We start from the raw sequence: 20,987 nt of genomic DNA, 5'->3' as shown, positions 1-20,987 counted from the left end.
TGGGGCCGGTGGGATTTGAACCCACGACTGGCGGGTCTCTTCGGGTCAGAGCTCCAACGGGTCATCACCGCTCAGCAGACCCGTCAATCATCACGCCGCTGGAGCCCGCCGCGCTTCCTGGCTACGCCACGACCCCTCGCTAATGTTTTGGTGCATAGGATATTAAATTTTTTGTTGAGTTATGGGTGGAGATGTAGCTCTTAAATTCGCCTGTAGGGGAAAGACCTTTCATCTCTTCTCTCAACTTAAAAATGTGAAAATCACGGATTTGAACAGCATAAAAAGTGCCTTACTTGAGGGAAAGGTGGTCAGGATTTACCACTCTGGAGAGAGAAATCCAAAGATAGCAGAAATTCTTGAAATCGCGAGAAAAAAGGGAGTTCCTGTTTACAGGAGAGAGGGAGAAAAGCTGTCCGCCGAAATCTCTCCGATAAAGTACGTTGACTTCGACTACATCGCTAACAGAGCCCTAACAAAAAACTCATTCATCCTATTTCTTGACAACGTTGTTGACCAGAGGAACATAGGGGCCTGCATAAGAACTGCAGAGTTTTTCGGAGCGGCAGGAGTAGTTTTGCCAAAGAGGAGAGGAGGTAGTGTGCAGGAAGGAGCTGTGAAGACTTCTGCTGGTGCTGTTTTTCACATCCCAATTGCAAGAGTGGAGAATTACGCAGCAGCTATAAAAAAGCTGAAAAAGCTCGGATTCACTGCTGTAGCCGCAGACCTTGACGGCGAAAATCTTGAAGAAGTCCCCATATCACTTCCCGCAGCAGTTGTGATAGGTGGCGAGGATAAGGGTATATCAAAGCCTGTCAAGAAGCAGTGTGATTTTGTGGTGAGAATTCCGGGAATGGGAAAGGTGAACAGCCTAAACTTGAGCGTTGCTGCAGGAATCGTTCTCTACACCCTAAGCCGACAGAAATATTAATAACCTTGACAATTTTTGACCAATGCTGAAAAAACTTGCAGGGTTAGTCTTGATTCTAATTTCAATCTCACTCCTCTCGACCTTTATTGCATCAATCGACTTCAGCAAAACCGGTTTTGAGGGGCTGATAGGCAAGGGAACTTTTGGGGGTGGGGGAAAGGAGTTTAACAGCAATTTTTCAACCTACTATTCCCTCAGCCAGGAGGGAGTTCTTGGCGGGGAGGGAGGAGGTGGAGGATTCGCAAGTCTGAGCGATTCATCCAACGCCTTTAACCCGCCCAACGTCCCCCTTTTCTTCGTTGAGGGTCTCGATTCCACGACGAACTATCTGAGGCTTTACACCGCAACAAGATACGAGAACGGTAAATGGATAGCAGACGAGGGGGGTTGCAGCCAGGAATCAATTCCGATTTCCAAGAAATTCAAAATCACACCCATTGCAGAGCTGAACCGCTACCTTCCCGTTTCCAAGGACACAAAGGGGATACTTCCCATTGGAGGTAAGATTGACAGGTGCTATGACGCCGAAACAGGAACTTTCAGAATAAACTCAACCCGTGTCTCATATTACGGCTTCACTACAGCCAAGAGCTTCAAACCCACAAGCTTTGAAGGCGTAGCAAGCTATCCTGACCCCGAAATCCGGGCTTTGGCGAGAAGAATTACCGCAAACGCAACTTCCGATCTCGATAAAGTTAAGGCTATAGAGAACTACCTAAAGAGCAACTACGTCAACACCTACGTCGAAAAGATGGATGTGAAGGAATTTTTGTTTAAAACCAAAAAAGGTACTGCCAGGGAGTTTGCAACGACCTTTGTTCTTCTCGCACAGTCTATCGGAATTCCTGCAAGGGCCGTCTTTGGCTACCTTGCAGATCCGGTAGAGACTAACCAGACCATATTTGCCAGCGACGCCCACGTCTGGGCGGAGGTCAGGTTCAAGGAGGGCTGGATGGAGTTTGATCCGGCACCTGAAGGAGAAGGAATCAACACAACAACTGCAATAACTTACGTCGACTCAAAGCTCGTGGCAGGAGAGAACTTTACGTTAAAGGGCTACGTAAAAGACGAATACGGTAATGCTGTGTCTGGATACGTTGAAATTTTCCTTAAAAAGGACAAGAATGCCAGACAGGGAATTCTCGTCGGATTTGTGGCGGTAAACAACGGTAAATTCGAGGCTTCACTCAAAGTTCCTGAGGTTACGGGAAGATACAACGTTCAGGCTCACTTCACCGGCACCCCCTACCACATGGAATCGTGGAGTGATCCAGAGGTGGAGATATACGACCGTCCTGTTTTTAACGTCACTCTTCCCGAAAGAGTTCCGAAAAGCTTCACACTCGAGGGAAGGCTTGAATCATCTCCACCATTTACGGGAAAGATAGACCTCTGCATCGACGGTTACTGCAGGAAAATTAACCTGAAAGACGGCCACTTCAGAGAGGAGCTTTCGCTCACCAGTGGAAAGCATGAGATAGCACTCATTTTTAAGGGAATGGGCTACCTCCTTCCCGCCGAGTTCAGAAAGGAGGTTGAGGCCGGAGAGATAATGGTCATTCTTAACGAGACTGTCGGAAGGAACGAGAACGTTACGGGAATGGTCTATTTTAACGGTAAGCCTGTAAACGCTACGGTAAGGATAGGAAATATTACGGTTAACGCAACGAACGGAGAGTTTTCTGCAAAAATCCCGTTAAGTCTGGGAAAAAACGAGCTGAGAGTGGAAGTTCCGGATTTGCTTTACTCCGATACTAAAGTCGTCTACATGAAAGAACCGGTTGAGATCAGGACGCAGAAAGTGAATGGAAAGCTGATAGTTCAGGTGGTTGACAAAAACGAAAATCCTGCTGATGGGTTTGTTGAGGTTGACGGCATAAGGAAGGAGCTTTTGAACGGTGTTGCGGAGTTCGAGGTTGATTCGGCAAAGCTCATAGTTTACTCCGGCAGTAACAAGTACTTCCCTGCTGTCAAGGAATTCTCCAACCTTTCCTCTTACATCTTCATACCGGTTTTGGTGGCGGCAATCAGCCTTGCAGCTTTTCTCGCTTACCGCGTGCTTTTCAGAGTTGAAAAAATCGAGTTTTTTGTCGAAAAAGAGCACCTTGACCTCCCAAACGTCTGGGATGTTGGGGAGAGGATAAGAATCAGGTTAAGCGAGCCTGCGTTTGTCAGATATAACGGAAATGAAGAGTTTACCGACACCGTAACTCTTGAACCAAAGAAATACGGCACTATAAAGGTTTACGCTTTTAAGGAAGAGGGAAGAAAAAGGAAGAAAGGTGAGCTGGAAGTCAAAATCGCTCCATATTCAAAGGGGATAGGGGAGATTGTCAAAAGGCTTGATGAAATCGGCAGAAGAAGATTTGATAGGGTTGAGAGCATGACTGCGAGGGAGATTATGGAAAAGCTCGGTGTTAGGGCCGAAGTCCTGCTGAACTACTTTGAGAGAGGCACATACGGTGGGGAAGAATATACAAGAAAGGATTTTCTTGAGGCATTTTACGACTACCTGAGGGTGGTTGGCGATGAGGTTTAGCAAGCTTCTGTCAGGGCTCGTAATTGCATTTTCCCTTTACTTCTTCCTGCTGAATCAGGAGAGGTTACTTGGGGGCGTTTTTGTTGTGGCTGATGAAACGCAGAGAGCTATACTCTTGACGCTGATAGTTGCTTACTCAGCTCTTGCGTCCTTGGATAGACTGAGCCAATTCAGGCTTGTTTTAATTCCGCTGTTGCTAATCATCTCGCTTGACATAGCTTTCAACTCCCTGCTCTCTCTCGGATACCCGCAGTACTTCGTGGTATATCAGAGTATGAGGTGGTACATCGCAATCTTCTCCGGCTCTCTGGCATTTTCGTACATCAAGCTTACCGATAAACCGATCCATCAAACCCTAATTTCCGCAACATCTCTTGTAGTAGCAGGTCTCTCTTCCTACTACCTGTTCTCCTACCTCTCACAGGTTTTTGGACTTCCATCTCTGGCCATTCCCTCTTTGGCGCTCTTCCTTATCCTTGCAATCACCGCCATTTCTACAGCCTTTGAGGGGGAGGTTTTCCAGTGGATAAGGTCTGAAAGGTCGTTTCTCATGCTCATTCTTTTCCTCCTCACGTTTTACTCCATTTTAATCAAACCGATGCTCTCGGACAGACCGGGAATCGCGGACTTCATTGAGTGGAGCATCGTTGCTCTGACATTCATCAAGGTTTCAAGGGATTTCCGGAGAGGCGTTGAAGCTGATGAGAGGGAGTTCATAGCCTCCCACGTTCCGAAGGAAAAGATTTTCAGAGATAGGCTGTACTCCGAGCTTGAGTTCGGGGAGAGAGCGTTCGTTGAAGGGGGATCGAAAATACCACTCACAATCGCCCTCGTTAAAGCACTGTCGAACTCAGATCCCCCTAAGCTTGCTGCAATACTGTCTCCTCTGATAAGCCACGAGGACGAGAGGATTCCTGCTCTTCCATTCCCCTGGGAGAAAGAAATCATAGAGAGAAGAAACAGAAGAAGGAGAGAAAAGATTGTGGAGATGATCAGGACTGAGGTCGAGAGGGAGGTAAAAAATTTTAACCGCTGATCCCTACTTTTCAGGTGTTTGAACTTGCAAAAGAGATTGCAGAGAACGCAAGGAGCAAGGAGGATGTTCTCAGGATAAAGAGGTTATTTGCCAGAAGGAAAAGACTCTCCGCCATCCCCTCGGACGCAGAAATACTGCAGGCTGCAAAGAGTACTGAGTTTTACGAGAAATTGAAGGAGATCCTCAGAGTTAAGCCGGTAAGAACAATCAGCGGTGTTGCTGTCGTTGCAGTTATGACCTCTCCAGCCCCATGCCCTCACGGCAAGTGTCTGCCATGCCCGGGAGGGGTTGAGAGAAACACCCCACAGAGCTACGTGGGACTTGAGCCGGCAGCCATGAGGGGGAAGCAGCACGGTTACGATGCGTTCAAGCAGGTAACGGCGAGGCTGAGGGAGCTTGAGAGCATTGGCCATGATGTAAGCAAGGTTGAGATTATCGTGATGGGTGGAACGTTCCCGGCGAGGGATGCGGAGTACAAGGAGAGGTTTATGCTTGGAATTTTCAACGCTCTCAACGCTTTCAACAGCCGTGCAAAGATTGAAAACGACATTGAGAGGGCTAAGAGGAAGAACGAAAGAGCAAGGGCGAGATGTGTGGGCGTAACGTTCGAAACACGTCCCGATTATGCAAGGGAAGAGCACATAAGAGAGATGCTGAGATTTGGAGGGACAAAGGTTGAGCTGGGAGTTCAGAGCATCTACGATGACGTATTGGAGAGAATAAGGAGGGGGCACACGGTTAAAGAAGTAATTGAAGCGACGAGATTGCTCAGGGATTCAGCGTTCAAGGTGGGCTACCATGTCATGCCGGGTTTGCCAGGGTCGAACTTCGAAGGAGACCTTAAGATGCTCAAAGAACTTTTCGAAGACGAAAACTTCAAGCCAGACTACCTCAAAATTTATCCAACGCTGGTTGTGGAAGGCACAGACCTTTACGAGATGTGGAGGCGAGGAGAATACAGACCTTACACGACAGAAGAAGTTGTCGAGCTGATAGCAAAGGCGAAGCGTTACTTCCCGGAGTGGGTGAGGGTTCAGAGAATCCAGCGCGATATTCCCGTAAAAGCGGCGATAGGGCTGGATAAGGGCAACGTAAGGCAACTCGTTCACAGAAAGTTAAGGGAGCTTGGCTACAGTTGCAGATGCATCCGGTGTAGGGAGGTCGGGCACAAAGGCGTTAAGCCCGAAGAATACTCGAAGGCAGAGCTTGTCGTCAGAGAGTACAAGGCGTCTGGAGGGAAAGAGTTCTTCATATCGTTTGAAATTCCGGAGTATGATGCTCTTGTTGGCTTCGTGAGGCTCAGATTTCCCAAAGAGCCGTTCATAAGTGCGTTGAAGGATGCCGCCTTAATCAGGGAGCTTCACGTTTACGGCAGGGTCGTTCCGATTGGAGAGAGTGGCAACGCTTTCCAGCACAGGGGATTCGGAGAGAGATTGTTGAGAGAAGCTGAAGAGATTGCACGTGAAAGTTATGATAAAATTGCAGTAATAAGTGGGGTTGGGGTGAGAAATTACTACAGAAAGCTCGGTTACAGGCTCAGGGAGGGTTACATGGTTAAGAAGATTTAGTATTATTCAATAAGCGCAACTTCAGCCTTCGGCTCTCTCCTGCCTGAGACAAAGTCCTTTGCGGCAACAATAACCGGGCAGTAAGGGGGACAGCTTTTGGAAACATGAATCCTGCAAAAAAGCTTTCTTGAACAGTCAACCACTCTGTAATGAAGAGTTTCAGAATCAATGGTAATAAGGGCTCTTGTCCTTCTGCTCACAACAGCGAGCTTTATGATATTAGCTTCAACAGGTCGGAGCATTACTACAAGGTTTCAGCAACAAATATAGACTTTTTTCACAAATTAGAGATTCAATTTTTGTAATTTAGCTTAGGTTATTGCTTTTCTGTAATTTTGCCAAAGCTAGATCTTTTTAAAAACTTTAGTTTAATATTTTGTACCTTTGATTTATAGTATATTATAGTATATTTTATTAAGGTTATGTGTGATGTTACTTTTCTGTAATTACACCACAAACCAAAAACCTTTTAATTCAATGTAGGTAATTACAATTACAACAATAATAGTAGTAATCATAGACGTGAGGTGGTTCGATGATGGACGTCGATACACTCTTTGGGAGGAGGCCGGATGAGGAAGGCCAGAAGGTTTTGAAGGTTATTTCTCGCAGTGGGATGAGTAACATCCTTTTCAGCCTTGAAAAGGCACCTCTCCGGTTCTCCCAGTTGATGTTTGAGACGAAGCTGAACCCTGGAATACTTGACAGGCACCTAAAGGCACTGATGCAGTTGAACATCGTAGAAAAGAACAGCGATTCGTATGAGCTAACACCGAGCGGAAAGAAGCTCGTCAAAGTTCTTGAGCAACTATTTTCAATAATGTAGTTGTGTGATGATAAATTATTATACTTTTTTTTAAAATTTAAGCTTTCCTCAATCCCTTTTTACCGATAAATTTAAGTGTTGAGGTGAAAAGTAAAAGACATGTCTGGCCAGTTTGGCAAAGAAGAGCTCGTGCATTTGCATTTGCTTCTTTTCCACGTGAAAAAAACTTTTGAGTGCTATGGCTTGGAAAATGAATATTTTGATGAATACGATAGCCTGAACATCTCCCCCGTGCAGATTTTCAGGCAGAAAAATGAACATCAGGAAGCAATTTTCAAGCTCTGCATGGGAATAATGAAGGCAATGGGGAAAGAAAAGGAAGCAGAGGAACTCTGCAAGAGTCTGAAGAGACTGGCGATAGCTAGGGCAACATATTAGGGAAAATACCTAATCTCGATCACATTGGTGTACTTTTTCCAGTCCGTTTTTCTTTTTATACCTTTTAGTACTTTTTCAGCAATGTTGAGTGCCCCGATTCTGTTAAGTGGTTGGTTATTGTTTCCGCACTGGTAGCTGTAAGTACACCGTGGACAGCCGTCAACTCTTCCACACTCACAACTTTTGAGAATTGCCGCGCAAATCTCGAAAGCTCTTCTGAGCCTTTTGAAAAGGAGCTTTGATAGACCGCTTCCACCAACACTCGCATCGTAAACGAAAATATCCCCATCAGGGACGGATATTCCACCCATCTCTCTGCTACCACCACCCGTTATGGCATCCGTTGTTTCAATGAGAACATGCTCTAATGCGTGGAAGCTTCCGGCATAATAGTCCTCGTAGTCCTCAGGGTCAGGGAAGGGGGCGGAAAAGAGAAATCCCTTTGTTTTGAATGTGTAGCTGACTGGCTCATCAAGGTATTTGAAGTCCTTTTTTTCTTTGTCGAAAACATTTCTCTTGATGTATCCGTGAACGATGTAGTTTATTTCGAGGGTGCAGTATATGGCGTTGACAGGCTCTTCAATTTTCTTCTCGACCTCTATTATTCTCGGAATTGTCGTGTATAACGGGTCGGTCACCTCATAACCGTCATCTATCTTCAGGACTTCAGCCCTCAGTCTCTTGAGGTCGAGTTCCACAGTTCTGTACCTGACACTGTTGTGTATCAAAATACTGCCCGGAAACAGCTCCTTTACGGCTATGGGTAGCGCCCTCTCCCCTATATACTTTCCGTCGTGGTATATTTTCACAGAATCGCCTATACCACGAAAGCTAAAAGTCCTGCTCAACTCCACCGCCCTTGCAGTGGGATAAAATGCTCCTTCTCTCTCGACGACCAATCCCTCCGCCTGCAGCTTCCTCATAATTTCCATGGACTGCCTGTCCAGTTCTTCAAAACTGACAGGTTTCTCGATGCACATGGAAAGTAGCTGAAACTTCATAACCTCCTCGTTGTACCTCTCGACGTAGCCGTTTGCTTCTTCCTTGAAGTAGTCCTCAGGATTTGCTCTGTAATAAGTGCTTATCGAATCCTCCTCTCTCAGGACAACAACACCTATGCTCTCCTGCCCCTTTCTCCCCGCCCTCCCAACTCTCTGGATTAACTGTCCGTAAGGAACAAGTTCGGAAACGACTGCATCAACATCTCCGATGTCTATCCCAAGCTCGAGTGTTGGTGTTGAGACGACGATGTTTATCTCGCCCCTCTTGAACCTCTCCTCCACCTCCTGCCTTACTTCCTTAGGCAGTCCGCTCTTGTGTATTGCAGACCTAAATCCATACCGCTTGAGTATCAGGTTTATCGTCTCAACAGTTTTGTAGCTGTTCCCGAAAACGATGATTTTTCTGTTCCTCAAAGCCGCAACAATATCTCTGACTGTCGAGTACAAACTGGGTGTGTAGCGGAAGATCAGGTGAAGCGTTCCCTTTCTGTGCTCTCCAGAGACGAGGAAAAATTTTCTGTCAAAAAGCTCCTCCGCAAATTCTGCGGCGTTGGAGAGTGTGGCTGAGGCGCACGCAATCTGGAAGTCGGCAAACCTTGAGAGCCTCTTCACGAGGTAGTGCATGTTGCTCCCCAGAACGCCTGTATACGTGTGAAGTTCGTCAACGGCTATGAATGCAAGCTCTCTGCAGATTCTTCTGAACGCTGGCGTGTTTCTGAGGTGGTAATCGACCATGTCCGGGTTGGTGAGGATAATGTCACTCTTCCCGCTGAGGACAGCCCTGCGTTCCTCCCTGTCAGAGTCTCCGTCAAATCTTACCGCTTTTAAGCCGAGATGAGAGGCGTAGAACTTGATCTTCTCCTCCTGGTCTCTCGCGAGAGCTTTGGTGGGGTAGAAGACCATTGCTTTACCACCTTTTAAAGTTCTCCAGAGCATGGGAATAACGAAGGCCTCAGTCTTGCCAAATCCTGTAGGAGCGGTGATGACGACATTCTCACCCTCCATCAGCCGAAACATTGCCTCCTTCTGGAAGGGAAAAAGCTTCTCAATGCCCCTTTTTCTCAAACACTCGGCAAGTTGAGGGGGTAAAAAGTCAGGGTCTTCAGTAGGCGTTTCCCTGAAAGGCCTGAGAACCTTGTAGAGGACGATTTCATCATCTGTGGTGAAAAGCGGGAGGAGGGATTCCTTAAAGCCTACTTTCCTTAGAAGTTCGAGGTTGCGCTGCCTTATGCTCTGCTTTTTACACCTACACCTCTTTTTCAGCATTCCGCACTGAGGGCAGAACAACTCGTCCACTTTAAAGCTTAGGCGGTGAAGATAAATTGGTTTTCCTATATGAGCAAAACTTCCGCAGTTGCTTCGAGCATGGCATCAATTCCCTCTCTGCCCTGCATTATCCTTCCGTGCCCTGGAAGAATGTACTCGACATCCAGAAGTCGGAGCTTCTCTATGGACTTCGCCAGCTCTTTTTTATCGCTGCCGTAAACGTCGAATCTGCCCGGAACACCGTTTTCAAAAATCAGGTCACCTGTTATTGCTGCCGAGTACTCAGGAAGGTAGAAGGTGAGGCTACCGGGAGAGTGGCCGGGAGTTCTCAGTATTTCAATTTCAGTGTTCCCTACAACGAACCTCTTTCCGAGTTTTATGTCCAAGTTGAAGCGATACTGTGAAACGGAAAGCTCTCTTGCATCAAAACCGAGCAAAGCCCCATTTTCCGCAAAAAGGATGTTGCTCTCGCAATGGTCTCGGTGAAGGTGAGTGTTGAACACGTAGTTTACATCATCCAGTCCATCGTTCCTCATCAAACCCCGCAGGCTGGTATAGCTCTTGAACGTGCCGGGATCGATGACGGTGAACTCCTCATCCGCGATTATGTAGCAGTTTGAAGAGTCTCGAAATGCCTTTCCCCAGGTGTAGGCGTAAACTTTATCGAACAGCTTCATTGATTAGTGTATGTTGAAGCATTTTAAAAGGCTGCTGAAATTTAGTTATACCATGGGAAGAAAAATAAAGCCTGATTTACGACTTAATCCATGAAAGACGAGGTTGCAAAGAAGGTCAGGGAATGGCTGGTTGAGGAGGGGATTTACAAGGACAAGGTTGCAGACGAGAACGCTGATTACCACTTCGTCGCTGAAACTCCTCCGAACTCGAGACAGTTTATTGACGTTGTTTTCCCCAAGAACAGGGACGATATGGTCGTTATTGCTTCCGGGATTAAGCTTAGCGATGAGCACTACCGCTCTCTGATGAGCTTAAACCCCGAGAAGAGAAACGAGCTGCTATGGGAGATGAGATTTGCACTCCTTTTCCTTCCCACCGGTTTTCAGATTCTGCCAAACGTCAACGACCCCCAGCTCTTCCAGTTCACGAGGGAGCTTTACTTCGATGGTCTCAACAAGAACCTTTTCATGGATGCCGTAAAGCAGGTTCACCGCTGCAAGCTCTACGTTATCTGGATGATGCAGAAAATTTCAGGTGGAAAAAGTGAGCATGACCTATCTATGTATCGTTAATTTTTAAAAAAGTTCATATAGTGTGAAATCTTTTTTCAACCATGGAGTTCGGTACTGTTGCACCAACATTTCCACCAATTGAGGAAGTGCCAAAAACGGCCAAGAGGATGGAGGAAAAGGGTTACGATGCTATCTGGGTTGCCGACCACCTGATGGGATGGTATCCACACGACTTATGGAAGGAGACCGTCTTCGCTATGCGCTATCCATCATGCCACATGTTCTACGACGCATTCTGCGAAATCTGCTACGCCGCACCTGCAACCGAAAAAATCAAGTTTGGAACATCTGTGACTGAAGTCTTCAGGAGGCATCCTGCAGTATTGCTTCAGCAGGCTGTAACAGCAGATCACGCGACCAAGGGGAGGTTCATCCTCGGAATTGGTGCAGGAGAGGCTGAGAACATCGTTCCTTACGGCATCGATTTTAGCAAGCCTGTTTCGAGGCTTGAAGAGGCTGTGGAAATTATGAAGCTAATGCTTAACAGTGATTACGGAGAGCCGATAAACTACGAGGGAAAATTCTACCGCCTGGAGGATGCCGTTTTTGACGTCAAGCCGTTGGGAAAGCTCCCGTTCTGGTTTGGAGCCCATGGAGACAGAATGCTGAAACTTACTGCTAAGCATGGCGACGGATGGCTGCCCACAACTTTACCACCTGAGGTTTACAAGGAAAGGGCGGAGAAGCTGGACAGATATGCGAAGGAGTTTGGCAGAGAGCCTGAGGAAATAACGAAGGCCATTTTTGTGAGTCTTGTTGTGGATGAGAAACCTGAGGAAGTAAACAGACTCCTACAGTCCCCTATACTGAAAGTTCACGCTCTCCTGATGCCATCGGAGTTCTACGAGATGCTCGGCTACAAGCACCCGTTTGGAAAGTTCTACGGCCTGCTTGACTACATTCCGACGAAGTACACAAAGGAGCAGATTATGGAGGCGATAAAGCAGGTTCCGGATGAAATCATGAGGCTCGCCTACATCGCTGGAACTCCTGAGGAAATCGTCCAGCAGTTCGAGCAGTACGAGAAGTTAGGGGTTAGTCACATCGTCATTTGGAACCTCACGTACTTCGGTGATGTGAGCAAGATAAAGACATCCTACGCCCTGATTGACGAAATCATGAGCCACTTTTAGCGGGCAAAGTTTTTTTGCCCTCAAGTCTTTTTTATTACCATGACTCTAATCGAGGAAGCCAAGAAAGGCGTAATCTCAGATTTCGTTAAAAAGGCTGCAGAATATGAAGGGGTGGAAGCTGAGAAGCTGATCAGACTCATTTCTCACGGTTACGTCGTATTACCCAAAAACGTGAGGAGAGAGGATGTAAAGCCGAGGGCTATCGGGATGCTAACTTCGACTAAGGTTAATGCTAACGTTGGTACCTCAGCGGACTACATAAATGTTGAGGAGGAGATTGAGAAGGCAATTGTTGCCCAGAAGGCTGGTGCGGATGCTGTTATGGATTTGTCCTCAGGTGGCGACTTGGATGCAATAAGGAAGAAGATAATGGATGTCGTTAAGGTTCCCTTCGGAACCGTTCCGATTTATCAGGCGGCGAGGGACTGCAGAAGAGTCGTTGACATGGGCGAGGACGACTTTATCAAAGCTGTCGAGAAGCATGCGAAGGACGGGGTTGACTTCATGACTATCCATTCTGGAGTCAACTGGGTCAGTATTGAGAGGTTAAAAAGGTCGAAGAGACTGCTGGGAGTTGTAAGCAGGGGTGGGGCGATAATAATCGGCTGGATGCTCCACAACGAGAAGGAGAATCCCTACTACAAGGACTTCGACTACCTGCTGGAAATCCTGAAGGAGTATGACGTCACTATCAGCCTTGGAGACGCTTATAGGCCAGGATGCATTCACGATGCCGGAGACAGGGCGAAGTACACGGAGTTCATAATGCTCGGAGAGCTTGTGGAGAGGTGCAGAGAAGCAGGGGTGCAGTGCATGGTTGAGGGGCCCGGACACGTCCCCCTCGACCAGATTGAAACCTCTGTTAGGGCCATGAAGAGCGTAACCGACAATGCTCCCCTCTACCTTCTCGGCCCTCTCGTGACAGACATTGCTGCAGGTTATGACCACATAGCCGCTGCAATAGGTGCGGCAATAGCTGGAATGGCCGGGGCTGACTTCATTTGCTACGTCACTCCTTCAGAGCACCTCGCCCTACCATCGGTTGAAGATGTTAGGGAAGGAGTCATAGCCGCAAAAATCGCTGCTCACGCAATTGACCTGATTAAGGAAGGGCAGAGAGAAAGGGCGAGGAAGAGAGATTATGAGATGTCACTCGCCAGAAAAAATCTCGACTGGGAGAGGCAGTTCCAGCTCTCAATTGACCCTGAAAAAGCAAGGGAAATTCACAGCAAGAGAAGGTCGGAGAGCGAGGCCTGCAGCATGTGCGGAGATCTGTGTGCAATTAAGCTCGTGAAGGAGGCTTTTGAAAGGGACTAAAATGAATTCCCCCTTTATCGTTTTCTGGGAGCTGACAAGAGCTTGCATGCTCGCATGCAGGCACTGCAGGGCAAAAGCCATCAGAAAGAGGCATCCAGATGAGCTGACGACAGAGGAGTGCTTTGGTGTCATAAATCAGCTTTCAGAGTTCACCCCAAAGCCACTTCTAGTCATTACAGGCGGAGACCCGCTGATGAGGGATGACGTTACAGAGATTGTCTCCTACGCATCCAGCAAGGGATTCAGAGTTGCCATAGCCTTCAGCGGAACGGAAAAGGCAAGCGTTGAGAAGCTAGAGGAGCTGAAAAAAGCTGGAGTGGCGAGGGTCGCTGTTAGCATAGATGGAAGCAATGAAGAGAAGCACGACTCTTTCAGAGGGGTGATGGGGACATTCAGGATGAGCATGGAGGCGATAAAAAATGCAAAAAAGGTGGGACTGCCCTTCCAGATCAACACGACCGTATACAGGGGCAACATTGATGACCTACCGAACATAGCGAGACTCTGCCTCGATCTTGGAGCTGTGATGTGGGACGTGTTCTTTGTTGTACCCACAGGCAGGGCCAAAGCTGAGATGATGCCCTCTCCCCAGCAGTTTGAGGACGTTCTCTGCTGGCTCTACGATGTCAGCAGGAAGACGGGATTGAACGTGAAGAGCTCTGCAGCCACGCATCTGAGGAGAATCGAGCTTATGAGGGATAAGGGAGAGATGCCACAGGTGGGTGAGCTTTACAGGCAGTTGCTGGAAAGGTTAAAGGAGTTACCTGAAGGAGGAGCTTCACAGATCGTTGCAGGAGGACATGGAAGAAGCCTGAGCACAGACGGAATAAGAAGGAGTGTCGGGATAACAGATGGGCGAGGGATGCTTTTTATAAGCCATGTTGGTGAGGTTTATCCCAGCGGATTTCTGCCCCTAGTTGCGGGCAATGTGAGGGAGAAGAGCGTTGCCGAGATTTACTCCAACTCGGAAATCTTCGTAAACCTGAGAGATCCTGACAGACTGAAGGGCAAGTGCGGTGTCTGCGAGTACCGAAAAATCTGCGGAGGGAGCAGGGCTAGGGCTTATGCCTTAACAGGAGATTATCTTGCTGAGGAGCCATGCTGTATTTACGTCCCAAGAGCGCTGCAGGTTGAGCATTAATACTATCTGGATTCCAGTCTTTAGTGTTAGCTTCAAGAAATTAATCCACAAAAACAAGAAGAAATTCAAACAAAAGAGTTCGACTCCCTTCACAGGTTCTCTGAACTTCCTGTGACCCTGCATCCGCAAGTTTATCTAGGAGGCTTGTGGAGATGCATTAACCCAAAGAATCAGAACAGAATTCCTAAAATCGCCTCAGGTTTTTCTGCCACAAAGTCAGCGTCTCATTCCTCTCTCGAAGAAGTTTCTGTCTCCATATGTTGCATAAACTGTAAACATTCCAAACATTTTCCGCCTCGCTCTAAAATTCGATGTCGTTTTAAAGTTATGAGGGAGACTAAAACCGGAAGTAAACACGCCCGGGCCGGGATTTGAACCCGAGTCGCGGGCTTTCTGCAGGGTTTATGTCTTTAACTCTGATAGCTCATCAAACCCTGCGACAGGCCCGCATGATAGGCCGGACTACACCACCCGGGCTTATGGCTTTTTTAGCCTCATCCCTCTGTGCTTTTAAGGATTTTGGTCATGGGTGTGTGTATACTGCAGTCAGTTCTTTATCAACAGACTCTATCCTGCAGAATGCAAATCTCTCAAATTGCACCACTTTTCCCATATCTCTCACTGCATTTCTTTCCACCAACCCCTCTGCTTCCTTTTCGCCAATAACCTTTCCGGGAATCGCCTCACTTTCTGGAAGCCAGTGGATTATATTTTTGCCTTTTTTTACATCTCCAAGCTCAAAACCTCTGAATTCCGCTTTTTCGTCGAGAAGAATGTTACAGAAGTCTTTAAGTCTTACCACCTGCCCTTTAAGCTTCTCAAAGTCATCTTTGGTAATATATACCACCCTTTCACCTTTGAGCCTTCTTTTCTCCCCAGTATGTGGGTTGAGGGAGAGTTCAACATCCCTCTCTTCTGGTAAGTAGACTATCTCGATCTTTACTGGCTCCCATACGAAGAAGTACCTGTTCGCTCTTGGATCGACAATTTTCCTGTTTTCGGCATACAGGTTTTTCAGGCTTATGGAAACATCATTTTCTCCAACACCCAGTGAAATGAAGAAGCTCTTTATGGCTTCCGGCTCAAAACCCCTCCTCCTAAATGCCATTAGTGTCGGCAATCTTGGATCGTCCCATCCCTGATACTTTCCCCTTTCTATTTCTTTCCTAATTGAAGAAGTCGAGAGCTTTCCGAATTCAAAAATTTTAACCCTGCCCCAGTGCTTCGTAATCGGATACTCCCAGCCAAAGTACCCGTAAATGTACCTTTGCCTCCTCTCAGAATCGATTAAGTCTTTCCCCCTTATAATGTGAGTAATACCTAAAAGATGATCCTCAATGGCAGATTCAAAATCGAGTGTCGGGTAAACCACGAATTTGTCCCCAACAAGAGGGTGAGACTCCTTTATTATTCTGAAAGCAACCCAGTCTCTTATCGCCGGATCTTTATGCTTCATATCCGTTTTAATCCTGAGAACAACCTCTCCCTCCTCGTAATCCCCTTCAAGCATTCTGTCCCAGACTTCAAGGGCATCCTCAATGGCCATATTTCTGTGCGGACACTCTTCCCCACTATCTCTGAACTTCTTAAACTCCGCCTGACTGCAAAAGCATGTGTAGGCCTTGCCCATTTCTATAAGCTTTCTTGCATAATCGTAGTAGATGGGAATCCTCTTAGAAGCGTAAACGACCTTGTCAGGCTTATATCCGAGCCATTCTATGTCCTCAAGGTACCAGTTGTATGCCTCAAGCATCGGCCTCTTTGTTCTTGGGTCTGTATCATCGAACCTGATAATATACTTCCCCTCGTACATCTTTGCGTATTCTCCATTGACGATTATGCCTCTTGCAGAACCGAGTGTCGGAGGCCCGTTCGGGTTGGGAGCGAATCTCATCACTACCTTTCCTTTCTCTGCCCCCTCAAGTTCTGGAAGCCCTCTCGCTTCCGTCTCTTTTTTCGTCTTGCCTTCAACACTGAACTTCTTAATTAACTCCCCTCTCTTCTCTTCTGTAAGCCCTTCAAACTCGCATATGCATTCTCTAACGAGTTCAAGCACTTCTTTAGCCTTTTTTCGTAGTTCAGGATTTTCTGCCATTACCTTGCCCATTACAGCTTTCTTGCTCGGTTTTCCGTACTTTACTGCATTCTGAACGACATATTTCATTATGACTTCTTTCACAGCCGGACTTGTGGCTTGGGAAATATAAAGGTGATGAAACTTTTAAATTCAGAGAAACGAAGTTCTGAGCCTATGGCAACATCGAGCAGTTTTGCCCTGCTGATCTCCATAGCGGTCGTTTTGATTTTGATAAGAAAAGTGAACATAGGTGTAGCCCTCTTCATTGGTTCTGCAATACTTGCTTACCTTACCTTCGGCTTTGATGGCTTTATTATTATGTTAAAAGCCCTTGCAAACCTTCAGACTATTGAAATAGTTGTCATAGTCATTCTCGCCTTTACTCTTGGGTACTCGATGGAGTATTTTGGGATGCTCAAGAAAGTTGCTGGCGGGCTTTCAGACTCTTTTGGGGCGTACAGCTTTCTGCTAATCCCTCTTTTGATAGGTTTGCTCCCCATGCCTGGCGGTGCCCTCATTTCAGCGGTTATGCTCGGTCCACTGGTAGAGATGTATAGTCTCTCTCCTGAAAAAGCCACACTCCTCAACTACTGGTTCAGACACGTGTGGGTCACATTCTGGCCTCTCTACCCGAGCGTCATTATCGGTGCGGCAGTTGTGAACGTTAACTACTTCTACTTTGCCTCAGCAACGTTTCCGATTAGTGTTTTCGCCCTGTTAGCAGGATTGACGCTGACAAAAGGGATGGAAAGAAGGTTGAGGATTTCGAGGGACATTCTCGACTCGCTTGCCAACCTATATCCAATAGCCATACTTCTGGTTTTCTCAGTCTTGCTGAAGAATGACCTGCTTTTCTCTCTCATGATTGCCATCACTGCAGTTGCTCTCCACAAAAGGGCTAAATTTGGCGATTTTGTGAATATTTTCAAGAAAACAATCGACAAGAAAATCATACTGCTCGTTTTTGCAGTTATGGTTTACAAGTCCGTAATAGAAACTAGCGGTGCAGCCGAGTCTCTTTTTGCCGACATTTCTCTCGAGTTTCCCGCTCCTGTAGCGGCCTTTCTGCTAACGCTCTTAGTGGGCTTTGCCACCGGAATCGAGATGAGCTACTCCTCTATAGCCTTGCCTCTCCTGACTTCCTTTACTGGTTCTGGAGTTATTGTGGCAGAGAACTTAATGCTCGTTATCGCTGCTGGCTATCTCGGAGTCATGCTCTCCCCCATGCACCTCTGCTACGTTCTTACTGCCGAGTACTTCGGCACGGAAATTGGCAAAACATACAAGCAGCTTTTAGCCATTGCAGGGATTACAGCGACGCTTGTTTGGGCTATGTATCTTGTGGTTTAGATTGCTTGGTTAAAATTAAAAGTGGAGAAAAAATTGAGAAATAATACACCCTTATTGTTTCATGTAGTAATCCTTGTACTTTTCCCTCAAAGTCCGTTTGCTGAACTTTCCAACGCTTGTTTTCGGTATTTCGTCCGTTATAATTATGTCGTCGGGAAGCTGCCACTTCGCAAACCTCTGTTTCAGGTGTTCGTACAGTTCTTCTTTCGTTAGGCTATCTTTAAATTCGGGTTTTGGAACCACGAAGGCGAGTGGTCTCTCTTCCCATTTAGGATGAGGGATGCCGACAACACACGCTTCGAATACTTTTGGATGTGCCACCAAATAGTTCTCTAAATCAACGCTGCTTATCCACTCTCCACCGCTCTTTATCAGGTCCTTGAACCTGTCGACGATTTTGATGTACCCCCACTCATCGATGGTTGCAGCATCGCCACTCTTCCACCATTTTAGCAGCCCATCTTCGATGAACGACTCGAAGGTTCTTGCATCCTTGTAATAACTTCCTGTAATCCAGTGACCTCTTATGCAGAGTTCGCCAATTGTTTTGCCGTCGTGTGGAAGCTTGTTTCCTTCTTCATCAACCAGCATAACCTCCACACCGAAAACCGGAATGCCTTGCTTCCTTTTCAGCTCCCAAATCTCTTCCTCACTGAGCTTTTCTTTTAGCTCCGGTTTAACGTAGTTGTAGCACACCAGCGGAGAAGTTTCGGTAGCTCCGTATGCGTGAATTATCTCTATTCCGAATTCTTTAAGTCCTTTCATAACCGCAAGTGGTGGTTCTGTAGCACCGCTCCAGGCCCTGATGTTGAAGCTCGGCTTAGGTTCGACCTTCTGCAGGTAGTTGAGCAATGGGAGGAAAATGGCTGGTGCTCCGGCCGTTGCTGTAACACTCTCACTCTGCATAAGCTCAACCACCGGGGCAAGGTTGTCGACTGTATACCTTCCCGGAAAAACGAGCTTGCTTCCTGCCATTGTTGCGGCAAAAAACACACCCCATCCGTTGGCATGGAACATGGGGACGAGCTGCATGTAAACGTCGTCCGGCCTTAAACCGAGGCCTATCGCTGCAATTAAAGAATGCAGAACCATTGACCTGTGCGAGTAGTAAACTCCCTTGGGATTTCCAGTGGTTCCGGACGTGTAGCAGGCTGCGTAGGCAGAGTTCTCGTCCACCATCGGAAAATCGTAATTTTCACTTGCATTTTTCAGCAACTCTTCGTAACTGTAAACCTCAGGCAGTTTTGTATCGGGCAGATCTCCATCAGTCATAACGACGTATTTCCTGGCACCTATTGAGGGTGCTATTGCTTCGGCTATTGGCAGCAAGGACTCGTCCACGAATATTAGTTTTGCACCACTGTGGTTTGCAACATAGGCAATCTCCCTTGGATGCAATCTGAGATTCATCTCCAGAAGAACCGAACCGATTCCCGGAATGGCGAAGAACAGTTCGAAAAACCTGTGTGTATTCCAGCTAAGGACTCCCACTCTGTCTCCAACATCCACTCCAAGCTCTTCGAGTGCGTTGGCCAGCCTTGAAACCCTTTTGAATGCTTCGCCGTAGTTGTACCTGAACACACTGCCATCGAGATTCCTTGAAACGACCTCTCTTTCCGGGAAGTTAGTGGCTGCATACTTCAGTATGTTCAAAATGTTCAGCTGGTATTCGTCCATCATCGTCGACGGAAAACCTCTTACGAACCGCATGATAAAATCTGATTAAAACGATTATTTAAGATTGTTGGTAGAGCATTGTGGTTCTCAGGGCAAAGCTTAAATTTCAATACCGACAAGAAGAGGAAGAGCCGCCGTAGCTTAGCTGGTAGAGCGTCCGGCTGTTAACCGGACGGTCGCAGGTTCGAATCCTGCCGGCGGCGCTCTGTCGCCGCCTTATTACTCAATTCTCTTTTGAAAGGATAACGGTAAATAGGGTTGCAATTACCCTGAAAAAGCTTAAAACAGCTATTACTGCAAACATCCAGTACAGCCACTCTGTGCTTATTACAGAGAGCAAGCAGAAGACCATAATCAGGAAAATTCTCTCATCCCTCTTCCCGGGTATGTAGTTCAGGACGCGGAACTTGCCGAATATACTCTCCCCGAACTCTGCCTTGTACTTCTCAGAGGTGTAGCTGACCATCACACTTCCGAAAACGGCAAAAATGGCAATGATTGCCGTATTCGGGTAAAGAAGAGCTATTATCGCGAGAAACAGAAAGTCAACAAATCTGTCCAGAATTGAGTCAACATAACCGCCTTTTTTTGAGACGTTCAGCGATGCTCTCGCTATCTCCCCATCACAGCCGTCGAGGATTGAGGAGGACTGATACACCAAACCAGCGAGTGGGATGGAGAATAGGTTAATGAGAGCTGCAAAAACGCCAGCAAGAAAGGATATTAACGTCATTTGGCTCGGACTAACTTTGTTGACAACTGCTGCTGAAATCCTCGTTGAGATTTTCCGGTTCAGGTTTCTTGAGATGAACCCATCTCCCGACCCTTTGACAGCGGTGAAAACCAAGGCCTTGTTTGCCCTCTCAACATCTTCTTTCGTGTCAACGTCCATCCAGAATTCGCCATCTATGTAGGTCACCGGTAATCTGGCCAGTTTCACAATTTCACTCAGCGGGATCTCTTCTTTATCTCTGAGCTTCTCAGCGCAGTCAAATATTGTGTCATCAAGAACGAAGAAACCGGTGTCAATGCAGTCAAACTCTTTCAGATTTTTGCCTATATCCTCAACTCTGCCGTCAGCAACTTTTATCTTGGTGGCTTCATCCAAATCGACATATTTTGGATTTCTGTCCGCTATAACCCCCTCCCCTCTCATCGCTCTCTCAACAAATTTCTCGCTGTAGACATGGTCGCCCATCGTCAGAATGAACTTTCCTTTTACATAATCCCTGGCTACAAGCAGAGAGTAGCCATTCCCTTTCTCAGGGTGGTTGTGTTTGACTAATTTGTACTTGAAGCCCTTATCCCTCAGGAAGTTGTCAAGCTGGTCAGCATAACGGCTTGCCACGATAACAAACTCGGAGACGTGTGGGGAAAGGAGCTTTATCGTCCTCAGAATTATCTCACACCCACCAACTCGCAGAAGCGGTTTTGGAACACCGCCAAGCCTTGTGCCCAATCCAGCGGCAAGTATAACCGCCTTCATCAATTTCATTTCTC

The 20,987-nt window shown here is 47.0% G+C and carries 17 protein-coding genes and 3 tRNA genes; 12 read left to right on the top strand and 8 right to left on the bottom strand.

Annotated elements, in window-relative coordinates; translation table 11 throughout:
• A tRNA-Trp gene (locus tag H0Z19_RS00650) sits at window positions 1–136 on the bottom strand.
• Between the two features lie 117 nt (window positions 137–253).
• Here H0Z19_RS00650 and rlmB point away from each other — a divergent pair.
• From rlmB to H0Z19_RS00630, 4 genes are read left to right on the top strand one after another with little or no spacing between them, the layout of a single operon-like run.
• Entirely contained in the window at window positions 254–928 is a 675-nt protein-coding gene (gene rlmB, locus H0Z19_RS00645; protein ID WP_290722794.1) for a 23S rRNA (guanosine(2251)-2'-O)-methyltransferase RlmB, read from the top strand.
• A gap of 22 nt (window positions 929–950) precedes the next feature.
• Window positions 951–3,467, top strand: coding sequence for a transglutaminase-like domain-containing protein (locus H0Z19_RS00640; protein WP_290722791.1), 2,517 nt, complete (start codon window positions 951–953; stop codon window positions 3,465–3,467).
• The gene (locus tag H0Z19_RS00635; protein WP_290722790.1) at window positions 3,457–4,503 is read left to right on the top strand and encodes a hypothetical protein; all 1,047 of its coding nucleotides are present in this window, start codon (window positions 3,457–3,459) and stop codon (window positions 4,501–4,503) included. Before H0Z19_RS00640 ends, H0Z19_RS00635 begins: the two co-directional genes overlap by 11 nt.
• A 14-nt stretch (window positions 4,504–4,517) precedes the next feature.
• The gene (locus tag H0Z19_RS00630) at window positions 4,518–6,071 is read left to right on the top strand and encodes a tRNA uridine(34) 5-carboxymethylaminomethyl modification radical SAM/GNAT enzyme Elp3 (protein WP_290722788.1); all 1,554 of its coding nucleotides are present in this window, start codon (window positions 4,518–4,520) and stop codon (window positions 6,069–6,071) included.
• A 2-nt stretch (window positions 6,072–6,073) separates the two neighbouring features.
• On the opposite strand, the gene H0Z19_RS00625 is transcribed toward H0Z19_RS00630, so the two are convergent.
• Window positions 6,074–6,313 carry a hypothetical protein gene (locus H0Z19_RS00625; protein ID WP_290722786.1) on the bottom strand — a complete coding sequence of 80 codons (240 nt, stop codon included), beginning with the start codon at window positions 6,311–6,313 and terminating at the stop codon, window positions 6,074–6,076.
• 293 nt (window positions 6,314–6,606) lie between these two features.
• Between H0Z19_RS00625 and H0Z19_RS00620 the strand changes: the two genes are divergently transcribed.
• Entirely contained in the window at window positions 6,607–6,897 is a 291-nt protein-coding gene (locus H0Z19_RS00620) for a helix-turn-helix domain-containing protein (RefSeq protein WP_290722784.1), read from the top strand.
• Between the two features lie 99 nt (window positions 6,898–6,996).
• Entirely contained in the window at window positions 6,997–7,275 is a 279-nt protein-coding gene (locus H0Z19_RS00615) for a UPF0058 family protein (protein ID WP_290722782.1), read from the top strand.
• On the opposite strand, the gene H0Z19_RS00610 is transcribed toward H0Z19_RS00615, so the two are convergent.
• Together H0Z19_RS00610 and H0Z19_RS00605 are read right to left on the bottom strand one after the other, a co-directional pair.
• Window positions 7,272–9,572 (bottom strand): DEAD/DEAH box helicase, encoded by a 2,301-nt coding sequence (locus tag H0Z19_RS00610; protein WP_290722781.1) that lies wholly within the window; start codon window positions 9,570–9,572, stop codon window positions 7,272–7,274. The two genes, H0Z19_RS00615 and H0Z19_RS00610, sit on opposite strands and share 4 nt — an antisense overlap.
• A gap of 35 nt (window positions 9,573–9,607) precedes the next feature.
• Window positions 9,608–10,219: an MBL fold metallo-hydrolase gene (locus tag H0Z19_RS00605; protein ID WP_290722780.1), complete on the bottom strand. Its 612-nt coding sequence runs from the start codon at window positions 10,217–10,219 to the stop codon at window positions 9,608–9,610.
• Window positions 10,220–10,309: 90 nt separating this feature from the next.
• Here H0Z19_RS00605 and H0Z19_RS00600 point away from each other — a divergent pair, with 90 nt between their 5' ends.
• Genes H0Z19_RS00600 through H0Z19_RS00585 form a run of 4 tightly spaced genes read left to right on the top strand, consistent with a single transcriptional unit; the run spans window position 10,310 to window position 14,383 of the window.
• Complete coding sequence (locus H0Z19_RS00600; RefSeq protein WP_290722779.1) at window positions 10,310–10,792, top strand: DUF2299 domain-containing protein; 483 nt, start codon at window positions 10,310–10,312, stop codon at window positions 10,790–10,792.
• 41 nt (window positions 10,793–10,833) lie between these two features.
• Window positions 10,834–11,925, top strand: coding sequence for an LLM class flavin-dependent oxidoreductase (locus H0Z19_RS00595; RefSeq protein WP_290722777.1), 1,092 nt, complete (start codon window positions 10,834–10,836; stop codon window positions 11,923–11,925).
• Window positions 11,926–11,964: 39 nt separating this feature from the next.
• The gene (gene thiC / locus H0Z19_RS00590) at window positions 11,965–13,242 is read left to right on the top strand and encodes a phosphomethylpyrimidine synthase (protein WP_290722775.1); all 1,278 of its coding nucleotides are present in this window, start codon (window positions 11,965–11,967) and stop codon (window positions 13,240–13,242) included.
• Between the two features lies 1 nt (window position 13,243).
• Complete coding sequence (locus tag H0Z19_RS00585; RefSeq protein ID WP_290722772.1) at window positions 13,244–14,383, top strand: TIGR04053 family radical SAM/SPASM domain-containing protein; 1,140 nt, start codon at window positions 13,244–13,246, stop codon at window positions 14,381–14,383.
• 356 nt (window positions 14,384–14,739) lie between these two features.
• On the opposite strand, the gene H0Z19_RS00580 is transcribed toward H0Z19_RS00585, so the two are convergent.
• A tRNA-Asp gene (locus H0Z19_RS00580) sits at window positions 14,740–14,860 on the bottom strand.
• Window positions 14,861–14,906: 46 nt separating this feature from the next.
• Window positions 14,907–16,562, bottom strand: a complete 1,656-nt coding sequence (gltX, locus tag H0Z19_RS00575; protein WP_290722771.1) for a glutamate--tRNA ligase — start codon at window positions 16,560–16,562, stop codon at window positions 14,907–14,909.
• Between the two features lie 72 nt (window positions 16,563–16,634).
• On the opposite strand from gltX, the gene H0Z19_RS00570 reads away from it, so the two are divergent.
• Window positions 16,635–17,810 (top strand): TIGR00529 family membrane protein, encoded by a 1,176-nt coding sequence (locus H0Z19_RS00570; protein ID WP_290722770.1) that lies wholly within the window; start codon window positions 16,635–16,637, stop codon window positions 17,808–17,810.
• 51 nt (window positions 17,811–17,861) lie between these two features.
• Here H0Z19_RS00570 and H0Z19_RS00565 read toward each other — a convergent pair whose 3' ends face one another.
• Window positions 17,862–19,520 carry a long-chain fatty acid--CoA ligase gene (locus H0Z19_RS00565; RefSeq protein ID WP_290722769.1) on the bottom strand — a complete coding sequence of 553 codons (1,659 nt, stop codon included), beginning with the start codon at window positions 19,518–19,520 and terminating at the stop codon, window positions 17,862–17,864.
• Window positions 19,521–19,617: 97 nt separating this feature from the next.
• Here H0Z19_RS00565 and H0Z19_RS00560 point away from each other — a divergent pair.
• Window positions 19,618–19,690, top strand: a tRNA-Asn gene (locus H0Z19_RS00560).
• Between the two features lie 20 nt (window positions 19,691–19,710).
• On the opposite strand, the gene H0Z19_RS00555 is transcribed toward H0Z19_RS00560, so the two are convergent.
• Window positions 19,711–20,973, bottom strand: coding sequence for a bifunctional L-myo-inositol-1-phosphate cytidylyltransferase/CDP-L-myo-inositol myo-inositolphosphotransferase (locus tag H0Z19_RS00555; protein ID WP_290722768.1), 1,263 nt, complete (start codon window positions 20,971–20,973; stop codon window positions 19,711–19,713).
• Window positions 20,974–20,987 lie beyond the last annotated feature (14 nt).

Origin of the sequence: Archaeoglobus sp. (genome assembly GCF_017656475.1) — an archaeon.
GTDB lineage: Archaea > Halobacteriota > Archaeoglobi > Archaeoglobales > Archaeoglobaceae > Archaeoglobus.
This window is presented reverse-complemented; position numbering and strand designations above follow the sequence as displayed.

What these genes read in the sequence shown, in the direction of transcription:
- H0Z19_RS00640 (WP_290722791.1), top strand. Translation starts at nt 951, where the DNA reads ATGCTGAAAAAACTTGCAGGGTTAGTCTTGATTCTAATTTCAATCTCA.
- H0Z19_RS00635 (WP_290722790.1), top strand. Translation starts at nt 3,457, where the DNA reads ATGAGGTTTAGCAAGCTTCTGTCAGGGCTCGTAATTGCATTTTCCCTT.
- H0Z19_RS00625 (WP_290722786.1), bottom strand. Translation starts at nt 6,313, where the DNA reads ATGCTCCGACCTGTTGAAGCTAATATCATAAAGCTCGCTGTTGTGAGC.
- H0Z19_RS00620 (WP_290722784.1), top strand. Translation starts at nt 6,607, where the DNA reads ATGATGGACGTCGATACACTCTTTGGGAGGAGGCCGGATGAGGAAGGC.
- H0Z19_RS00615 (WP_290722782.1), top strand. Translation starts at nt 6,997, where the DNA reads ATGTCTGGCCAGTTTGGCAAAGAAGAGCTCGTGCATTTGCATTTGCTT.
- H0Z19_RS00605 (WP_290722780.1), bottom strand. Translation starts at nt 10,219, where the DNA reads ATGAAGCTGTTCGATAAAGTTTACGCCTACACCTGGGGAAAGGCATTT.
- H0Z19_RS00600 (WP_290722779.1), top strand. Translation starts at nt 10,310, where the DNA reads ATGAAAGACGAGGTTGCAAAGAAGGTCAGGGAATGGCTGGTTGAGGAG.
- H0Z19_RS00595 (WP_290722777.1), top strand. Translation starts at nt 10,834, where the DNA reads ATGGAGTTCGGTACTGTTGCACCAACATTTCCACCAATTGAGGAAGTG.
- thiC (WP_290722775.1), top strand. Translation starts at nt 11,965, where the DNA reads ATGACTCTAATCGAGGAAGCCAAGAAAGGCGTAATCTCAGATTTCGTT.
- H0Z19_RS00585 (WP_290722772.1), top strand. Translation starts at nt 13,244, where the DNA reads ATGAATTCCCCCTTTATCGTTTTCTGGGAGCTGACAAGAGCTTGCATG.
- H0Z19_RS00570 (WP_290722770.1), top strand. Translation starts at nt 16,635, where the DNA reads ATGGCAACATCGAGCAGTTTTGCCCTGCTGATCTCCATAGCGGTCGTT.
- H0Z19_RS00565 (WP_290722769.1), bottom strand. Translation starts at nt 19,520, where the DNA reads ATGCGGTTCGTAAGAGGTTTTCCGTCGACGATGATGGACGAATACCAG.
- H0Z19_RS00555 (WP_290722768.1), bottom strand. Translation starts at nt 20,973, where the DNA reads ATGAAGGCGGTTATACTTGCCGCTGGATTGGGCACAAGGCTTGGCGGT.